Below are 8,671 nucleotides of genomic sequence, written 5' to 3' on the forward strand. Positions count from 1 at the left end.
CTAGCGCAATACTTGGTCGACATGGTGAAATGTTTGCAGCTGTAGAAGCTGCAACAAGGAGCGAACAGGAAATCGGTCATGCTGCTAGAGCCGCGATTGAGTCCATGAAAACCCCGGGGATAGGTGCCGCGGCTCAAGCTATGAGAATGATCTCGCCGTTAATCGATTCAAATCAACTCACTCCTCCAGCTTACACTGCCTACGCGTCTATGCTTGAGAGTAGCTTTGCGGCTAGAGCCGGAGCAGCTAGTGCGTTAGCGTCCATTCACAATTTGTCTCAAATGGGTGAAATTGCTTCTATCGCGAGTGGGCTGCGCTTTTCTCACCTCACTATACCCAATCTTGATTCAGTTACAGGGAATGTATCCAGGTTGATGCAGCATATACTTGCAGGAGTAGAGCAAGACATTCCAGCCGGAGCTCACGAATTGAGAGAGTATTATGAGGAAGTGGTCGCGATTGAGGATGCGCCAGCAAAAACTCTCACTGCATTGCAGGTTCTTAGATATTTAGAGTTCATACTTGTCTTGCTGATGTTCCTCATGGAATTGGCAAGCTTTCAAGCTGCCCATGATGAAAGCCGTCTAACCGCTGAGTACAGAGAACAGAATTTAGAAATCCAACGTGATCTCTTAACTCAGGCCCACATTTTCACTCATCACCTTCAAAAAGCGAATGGGATGGACCCTGAGCAAACGTCAGGGCTAACTGAATACGTTGTCGTCCGCTCAGTTAATTTGAGAGTCAACACGGGGACGGGTGCCGACTCTCATATTATTACGACCCTTCACCCAAACCAAAAAGTAAGGCTCATCCAGCGCGGAACTCATCCGAATAAGAAGTGGATTTACGTCAGTTATATTGACCACATCGAAGGGCTTCCCCGCTACGGCTGGGTATACAAAAAGTACCTTAAGCGGGTTGGCTCATGATTGATATCTCAGGTGAGGTATAGATCAATGATTTTAGCAATCTGAATCGCCACCAGTTCACTCGATACCCAGTAACCGTATTTTGGAGTCAAGCGGGAACCATGGCGTTTCTCATACGCTACTGGCGACAGCGGATCATCAAAACCACGAAGATAGCGCTCCTGACTTCACTCCGACGGCAAGACTTTAACGCCGAAGCTTGCGGGCATGCCAACGAACTGCATCTGCATTTCGATTAAGCACCTGGCCAATCTCGGCATAGCTCTTAACTCCGAGGTTTTGCTCGAGATACTGCTGCTCTTTGTCGGTCAACGCTTTGACATATCTAGCGGTAGACACTCCCAGTCGCTGTGCGCGCTTTCGAATAGCATTTACTGACCTGTTGAGGTGTTCAGCAACAGCCTCTATCCCTTGCTCTACAACAAAGTCTTTAATGTAAGCGTCTTCTTCAGCGCTGTAAGTAGGTCGCTCAACACTTTCAGATTCAGTCTTTCGTTTGACGCCAAGTTTTCTTGCACGTCGAAGAACCGCTTGCTTTGATGTCTTTAGTTCGGTTGCTATTTGAGATGCAGGCTTTGAGTGATAATGGGCCACCAGATACGCGTCCATTTCGTCAGTCCAGTTGGTGTGTTTTGAGCTCATATGTAATTCCTTTTACGTTCCTTTTTGCTTCCTCGAACAAAGACTCTCAGATACCTCACGGGATCCTTTTTCTTCGTTCGTCCATCACGCACAAAGTAATTATATCACATCCAAATTGTTTAAATTTTAATCATCCATGACAGTCTCAGCAAACAAAAAGCAATAACAACATTTATAAAACCTTCTAAATATTAGACGCTTATAAATTTTTTGAGGGTGATCGTGAAGAAAAGTTTTCTTTTGAGTTAAATTTCCCAAGAACAAATATTAAAAGGAGATCTACCATGCTCATGGAAGGCATAAAAAGCAAAAAAGTTCCACTTACAAAAATTGCAGTGCACCAAGACGCTCAGTTTGCATTTCGATTTACTCAAACACTAACTCCGCAATGCGATATCTCTTTAATGAGAGCTTGCCACACTGGAACTTGGTCGCATACCTTGCCCCTTGTGGTGAAGCTAGATAACTTATTTTATGTGATTAGTTGCTGGCAGGGCCTGCTCTTCTCAGCAGAAGTAGAAGACCACATTTGGGTTGGGGTGCTGAAAAGCATTACTGACTTGGATGTGAGCAAATTTTCATTGCGATTCGCAGCGTCGATGCTGGTGTCTCAAGTACATAAAAATAAGCATAATGGGGCCATCGCGGAGCTTGCAGAACATCGGCCTGAACTTCTCTCCGATCTTATTTTTAACAAGAGCTTTGATACGCCACGCTCATTTAGCTACTCATTAGCACCCATCGACCCAAAGTCCGTCGATACACAACGAGCCCGAATAAATGAAGAGCGCCTCGCGTGGTTAAGGGGTCAAAAATGACTCTTGAAGCCAAACAAAAACTGCCAGCACTCAAAAATAAATACAGCAAGGCACATGAAAAAAGACGAAGTAAATTTGGATCAAGTGCGAAAGAGAGAATATCCTCAGCCGCGCTAATTGAAACTGTACGCTATTGTGAAAAGCATCAAGACAACCCTCTTGCAGCGTTGGCGCTCGGAACACTGCTGTCTGGGCGAACAAGCACCCAGCTTTTAAGTGCGGATCAAAAAATTGAACTCACTGGCACCGGGGTTGCAAAACTGCACGGCACGTGGAATATCGCTCGAACACCGATACTGACTAACCCCAAAATGTCGGTGATTCCAGTTGAGAAACCAGGCTATGTTTTGATTCCAGAGGATATTGCTGCACGGATTCTTGAACTCAAGAACCAAGGCGTGAATAGTGACGACTGCAAAAATGATCTCAAGAGCTTCTTACTGGCAATCAGGCCATCGACGTTGGAGCGAGTGACGCCCGATACCCTATCGAGGATCCTCAATTTTCAAAAGCATCTTTTTAAACTCTCTAATTTTGACGTTTCATTTATCGCTGACGAAGAAAAGCATGTATTTAGCCAAAATTCATATGCATGCTTCGGTGCGATAAAGCTTTTTAATAAGCACGCTGATTACATGGCGCAGTTTGTCGATATGTCGCCCGTTCGTAAATTTATCGAGACTAACGTACCTGCTGATTTGCGTTTTGGCTCACCTCGGGTTTTGACGCGTGATTCCGTCGCAACATTCTTTAATCGCATCAAAGAAGAATTGAAGGGTGCAACGCTGAATCGCTATGATTACGAGAATATTCACCACTGGTACAGCGTCTACGTCATTAACATTCTGCAACTAGCGACTTTACACCGCCCTTACAACAATATCTTTCGAACACTTAGTGAATTTGATTTTGTGTCAAAAACCGCCGAGATCCTAGATAAGCACGAAGTACACACCCGCATTTTGCCACTTGGCGAGCGAGCGTTAAGCGAAATACACGAATATGTGAACTACTTAGAGGCGCTTCAAGAGCAGGTAAGGTTTGACAGTCCCCATGTTGCAGCCGAGCTCAAGAAATCGCTCGATGGGAAAGCGAATTTATTTCGTGAATGGAATAAAGAGGGTCTTCTTGAAGGATTTTCGTCACTGCCTGAGGTATTCCAAGGCGATACTAATAACGGCTCAAATTGGTGCAGACACTTCATGATATCGAAGCTTATAGACCGAGGAGTGAGCCGCGAAGCAGTCAATATGTTTTCCGGCCACCGCATGTTGTCAGAGCACTCTCACGAACCGACTAAGTCTGCAACATTTGACGACTTACGTTTCGTGGCAGCGGAATTAGACGCCATTATCGCCGACTGCGTTCCAATGAGCGTTAAGGGTATGGCGAATTACATGCGAGGAGTGCCTTTATGAGGGATGTTTTAGAGGAAATCCAAAAAAGACTCGCTAAGTTTTCCGACCAAACCCCGGCGGAACAACAGACAAACAAAGTCAATTTAGTCTATGAAATCATCAACCTGCTGGACACCAAAGAGGTACCGGACAACATACTAAAAGACATAAAAAAGCTCTGTAATACTATGATCGACAATACCTCTGTCGCTCGTGATGTTTTCAACCAAGTCCACCTAGATAAAACAGGCCAGCTTTACCACAAGCACACAGTACCAACGAAGTTTGTTAATCCTGAGGTTGAAAAGTGGGTTCGTAAATTATCTCCGGCAGAGTCTGCGATTTATAATCTTGTGCGCGATAACACATCGTTAAGTCAGGAGGATCGGCTTGCGATCATACTTTGTAACGCTGCGCTTGAGGGCGGGCTTTGTTTTAGCGCTGGGCTCAATGCTTTATTAAAGTCAGTATTGGAACGTGACGCTTTTATAGAAGCAGGTGCCGAGCGCTTAAAACGGTTGAAGTATAGCGCTCCGAATCATCCAGTCAATGTTAAGACCCGCGAGGAAAGGTATAACAGTCGTGCTTTCTATCCACCGCCACTAACAACAGCTGGCATTCATGGCTTTCTGCGCAACGGCAAGCCAAAGTCAAAAAATGCCACCAATGCGACGACTCGTATTCGAGCGTTTTTAGCCTCACTTTTGAACGATGAAAGTATCGAAAAAATAAGTGAAAGAGTGCTTCTTGATTCACTCTCGCTCATATTCTTCCGCAAAGAAGGTATACACGCCCCGGCGTTTCTTCAAGCTTTTGCGCGCGGCCAGTTGAATAGTGTATCAACATTTGATGAATGCTTGCTGGCACAATACAGCTATCGTTATCCGAAAGCGCCAAAGGCCGAGCAGACTAGAGTCTTTGAAAGAGCGTCTGCTCGACGGTCATCCAATAAACGTTTCCTGCAAAGTGGATGCGACACCATCATCAAAGATATAAGAGACATCCTTAATGTTCACCACAAAGCTAATTCAGATGCGGAACTCATACATGATGATCTGGTGATGTTTCTTGAAAGCCTTGAAGCGATACCTGAGTCGATAAGGGCTTTCACTAGCTGGTTCATATATATGTTTTCTATAAGAAAATGGAAGGTTGCAGACAGCGGAAGGCGAAAACTGAGTTCATTAGGAACCGTTTGGTTTGCGGTCGCAGAGGGCATTAACCTTGAGGAGCATGACAGCCGGGATAATTCGCTTTTACACACACAACTGCTTGAAAGTGAGGGAAACGCGGACTCTGCATTTGTTGCAAACCTCATGCAATTTTGGACCTATTTACACGAGCACTGGGACTGCGAGTTACCGGAGCAATTTGAGCGTTATGGTCGAGGGGTAAAATTCGTTCGGGCGACGATCCCAGGTGCCTTGCAGGTTAGGCAGCTTTTTGCTGATATTTGCAAAGCTTATGAAGACAGCTCCGTGCATGTCGCTGAATCTGTGACATTAGCATTGATATTAATGGCTCGTTGCGGGCTTCGACCATCCGAAGCTCTTCATTTGGAAGTGAAAGATATAGACCTACGCAACGATGGTCTTCTTTGCATCCGACGTAACGCTCACTTCAGTCCAAAAACGTTTTCAGGCACACGAAAGTTGGCGTTTGCAGTATTTCTGATGCCCGATGAAGCGGAGCTTTTTCGTGCCTTTGTTCGACAAAGGCAGTTAGAAACTAGCGGTCGCAAAAACGCACTTCTATTTTCGGAATATGAGTTTAATGATTCGTTAATCAATTATGATCGACTCAGTGCTGAAGCCTCACGGCTATTGAGTAGTTACCTCGGGCGCTCTGTAAACTTGTATCAATTGCGACATTTTGCACTGACGAACTGGCAACTGATTTGTTTCGCCACTAAAGAACGTTCACTGCAGGTCACCAAGCTTGCACCTGAACAAATTGAAGCCATTAGAGATTATTTCAATGGAGCTAGCCATGATAATACGCTATTTGAGATAGCCTCTGCTGCCGGCCACCTCGAAAGTAAACTTTCAATGACCACATATCTGCACTGCACTGATATTTTGCTGTACGAAGCAGCATTGAGAGCTGAAAATTGTTGTGACTTCCGCGTGCTAGCATCACTTGCTTCTGTTCAGCACGGCAGGGTTAAAAGGATTATCTCAACCAATGGAATGTCTGATCTATTAAATAATTCCGACATGGTTGCTGTCTTGGATGAACTATTCAACACGGAGCGCGCGCATTTTGTTAAAAAGCTCAAAGAAAAGCCGGGGTCAACATCATACCGATTCCCAAACTTTCGCTTAGCGACACAGCGAAAAGCTGAGCAGGTTGATAAAATTTTGCATGCGCATGACGATAAGTTCTCGACTCAAGAAATAGCGGATGTATTTAACCTGCCAAAAAAGTGGATAGAGCGGGTTATTGAAGCAGCTAAGTATTACCGTCATGATGAACAGTATCAGACGGATTATGGTAACCCAAGGCTCTACCCAAAGGTCTCAATTGAAAATCCGGAAACTCATTTGAGCTTGGTGATGCCAAAAGAAAACAACGAAAAACTCGAGTCACTGGAAATCCTTCAAAGCCTGCAACGCTTGAGCAAAGGCGACTCGAATCGAGTGCGCAAAGCAGCAGACATATTTCTGCAAAACGTGACGTTCAACCGAAGATCTATAACACTGAAATCAAAAAGGGATTTGCGATGCATCATGAAAGCATTAGGTAATCTTATAGCGCCTGAGCGCTGGTTGCTTAAGCTCCATATAAACAAGGAAACAAATCGCGATTCGCCCCGATGCCAACATTACTGGTATGAACACTTGCCTGATGAGGCAACACTTAGTGTGGTGAAGGACAGCTATGAAAATCATAGCAAGTTTGGCCGCGTGGAACTCTCGTATATGAATGCAGAACTGACTTCTGAAATGAAGTCATGGATGAAAGAAAAGGGCATTAAATATAGAAGCTCAAGAGCCCTCATTTGTGCATTGCATCATTACGCGATTTACTTGCGAGCGGAAGCTGAATATCTAAATTCAGATTATCAGCCTTCGAAATAGGATTTAATTAAGGGTATACGGATTTAATGGTTGATGGGGCACCTTCACCCCATCAATCTGATACCACCCTCAGATGGTTGATAGATCGACTCCGTAGTTGAGTTCCTCTGCGAAGTCCGGCAGTCCGTAACCGATGGTTTTCTTGTAGAAAGGAGAGACCTTCGCAGTCGGTGCCTTCTTCTTGTGTTTCGTGGTGTAGAGCATTCGTGCCCGCATCACCTCGAAGGAGTAACCGCGCCCTTCACGGTTCTTGTCCTTGGCCAGTCGGTTGATGGACTCCGTGTAAGCGTTGGTGACGGGCATGTCCGTCTCGAAGTAGGTCATGGTCTCTTCGCGCCAGTTTCCCACTGCCCTGACCAGATCGCTCCAGACTTCCTTTTGGCCCTTCGGGATGGTGGCTATCCACTCGTCCAGGGCGGCTTCTGCCTGGAGCCGTGTGGTGGCGTCCCAGATGCCGTAGAAGCGCTCCTTGTGCTCGTAGGCGGCCAGCAGTTGCGGGAACGCGCCTGTCCAGGTCTCCATGATGAGGCGCTCCCGGTCTGAGACTTCGTGAGCGCGTTTCAGCAGGATTTTCCGGTCTCCCTTGAGAGTCCGGCTCTGGGACGGTTTCAGCTCCTTTCTGAGGCCCTTGCGCACTCTCTCTAGGGCATCGTTGGCCATGCGCACCACATGGAACTTATCGACCACGATACGGGCCTGGGGCAGCACAGCCTTGACCGCTGCCCGGTAGGGGTTCCACATGTCCATGCTGACGATCTCGACCTTCTGCCGGTCTTTCAGCTTCATCAGGTAGTTGGTCACCACGTCCTGGCGGCGGGTGGCCAGCAGGTCGAGCAGGGTTCGCTCCTCAATGTTGGTCAGAATGCAGCGGTAGCGCTTGTTCAGGTATAGCTCGTCAATGCCCAGGATGCGGGGCGTCTCGAAGCGGTGCCAGCGCCCCAGGAACTCGGCGCGGGCGTTGAAGATGTCGCGCACCGTCTTCTCGTCCAGGCCGGTCTGTGCCGCCACAAAGGTGTAGGGGTGGTTGAAGGATTCCTTCTCCACGTACTCATGCAGCCGCAGTGTCATACGGAATCCGTCCACCATCTCCGGTAGCTGGGGCCTGAATGTTGTCTTGCAGGCCCGGCAGGTGTATCGGCGGCGGACCACCCAGAGAGTGACCCGCTTGCCGTGGATGGGCAGATCACGATAGGGAACGTCACGCTTGCCGAACCGTACGAACTCACCCTGCACGCCGCATTCCTCGCAGGCGATGGGATCGGGCACGTCCACCTGGAAGTGCATTTCGTCGTCGGTTGATTTGCAGCCCAGTACTTGGTATTGCGGCAGGTGAAGGATGTTGTCGGGAAGTTCGGTCATGGTGTTGTATAGGCGTAGGTGTCAGTCAGATCCATCCGGCTCGGCATTGGTGTTTGCTTTTTTACCCAACAAGCTGCTGGAAACGAAAAGTAAGGCACCGAGGACAATTGCAATATCAGCCAGGTTGAAGGCCGGCCAATGCCAGTCTCGCCAATAGAAATCAAAGGAATCCACAACATAGCCGCGAAAGACCCGGTCAATCAGGTTGCCCATGGCGCCACCGAGGATAAGACTGTAAGCGATGGCTTCTCCTTTATGACGATTTTCAAGGATCAGCTTGATCAAAAAAATCGAGACCACTACCGCGATTCCGATAAAAAAGTAGCGCTGCCAGCCTCCACCATTCGCAAAAAGACTGAATGCGGCACCGGTGTTCCATAGGTGCACCCAGTTAAAGAACGGGGTCACCGAAACATACTCGCCATAGGCCATTGATTGCTGCA

Annotated in this window: 7 protein-coding genes; 4 read left to right on the top strand and 3 right to left on the bottom strand. The window is 47.3% G+C overall.

Going from position 1 to position 8,671, the window contains the following annotated elements; translation table 11 throughout:
* On the top strand, positions 1 to 932 hold a 932-nt coding region (locus RJ32_RS03920; protein WP_034819235.1), incomplete at its 5' end, for an SH3 domain-containing protein.
* Positions 933 to 1,118: 186 nt separating this feature from the next.
* Here RJ32_RS03920 and RJ32_RS03925 read toward each other — a convergent pair.
* Entirely contained in the window at positions 1,119 to 1,574 is a 456-nt protein-coding gene (locus RJ32_RS03925; RefSeq protein WP_034819237.1) for a hypothetical protein, read from the bottom strand.
* A gap of 284 nt (positions 1,575 to 1,858) precedes the next feature.
* Here RJ32_RS03925 and RJ32_RS03930 point away from each other — a divergent pair, with 284 nt between their 5' ends.
* The 3 genes from RJ32_RS03930 to RJ32_RS03940 are packed head-to-tail and all read left to right on the top strand — an operon-like array spanning position 1,859 to position 6,869.
* Positions 1,859 to 2,392 carry a hypothetical protein gene (locus RJ32_RS03930; protein WP_034819239.1) on the top strand — a complete coding sequence of 178 codons (534 nt, stop codon included), beginning with the start codon at positions 1,859 to 1,861 and terminating at the stop codon, positions 2,390 to 2,392.
* A complete protein-coding gene (locus RJ32_RS03935; protein WP_034819241.1) occupies positions 2,389 to 3,810 on the top strand; it encodes a hypothetical protein in 1,422 nt (473 codons plus the stop codon). Before RJ32_RS03930 ends, RJ32_RS03935 begins: the two co-directional genes overlap by 4 nt.
* The gene (locus RJ32_RS03940) at positions 3,807 to 6,869 is read left to right on the top strand and encodes a site-specific integrase (RefSeq protein WP_034819243.1); all 3,063 of its coding nucleotides are present in this window, start codon (positions 3,807 to 3,809) and stop codon (positions 6,867 to 6,869) included. Before RJ32_RS03935 ends, RJ32_RS03940 begins: the two co-directional genes overlap by 4 nt.
* A 69-nt stretch (positions 6,870 to 6,938) precedes the next feature.
* On the opposite strand, the gene RJ32_RS03945 is transcribed toward RJ32_RS03940, so the two are convergent.
* Both RJ32_RS03945 and lspA read right to left on the bottom strand, forming a co-directional pair.
* The gene (locus tag RJ32_RS03945) at positions 6,939 to 8,228 is read right to left on the bottom strand and encodes an ISL3-like element ISPpu12 family transposase (protein ID WP_004574636.1); all 1,290 of its coding nucleotides are present in this window, start codon (positions 8,226 to 8,228) and stop codon (positions 6,939 to 6,941) included.
* 21 nt (positions 8,229 to 8,249) lie between these two features.
* The coding region (gene lspA / locus RJ32_RS03950; RefSeq protein ID WP_034819246.1) for a signal peptidase II at positions 8,250 to 8,671 on the bottom strand (422 nt) is incomplete at its 5' end.

Origin of the sequence: Idiomarina sp. 28-8 (assembly GCF_000320945.2) — a bacterium.
In the GTDB taxonomy this organism is placed as follows: Bacteria; Pseudomonadota; Gammaproteobacteria; order Enterobacterales; family Alteromonadaceae; genus Idiomarina; species Idiomarina loihiensis.

Excerpts from the sequence above, each read along its gene's own strand:
- RJ32_RS03935 (WP_034819241.1), top strand. The coding sequence starts at position 2,389 with ATGACTCTTGAAGCCAAACAAAAACTGCCAGCACTCAAAAATAAATAC.
- RJ32_RS03930 (WP_034819239.1), top strand. The coding sequence starts at position 1,859 with ATGCTCATGGAAGGCATAAAAAGCAAAAAAGTTCCACTTACAAAAATT.
- RJ32_RS03940 (WP_034819243.1), top strand. The coding sequence starts at position 3,807 with ATGAGGGATGTTTTAGAGGAAATCCAAAAAAGACTCGCTAAGTTTTCC.
- RJ32_RS03925 (WP_034819237.1), bottom strand. The coding sequence starts at position 1,574 with ATGAGCTCAAAACACACCAACTGGACTGACGAAATGGACGCGTATCTG.
- RJ32_RS03945 (WP_004574636.1), bottom strand. The coding sequence starts at position 8,228 with ATGACCGAACTTCCCGACAACATCCTTCACCTGCCGCAATACCAAGTA.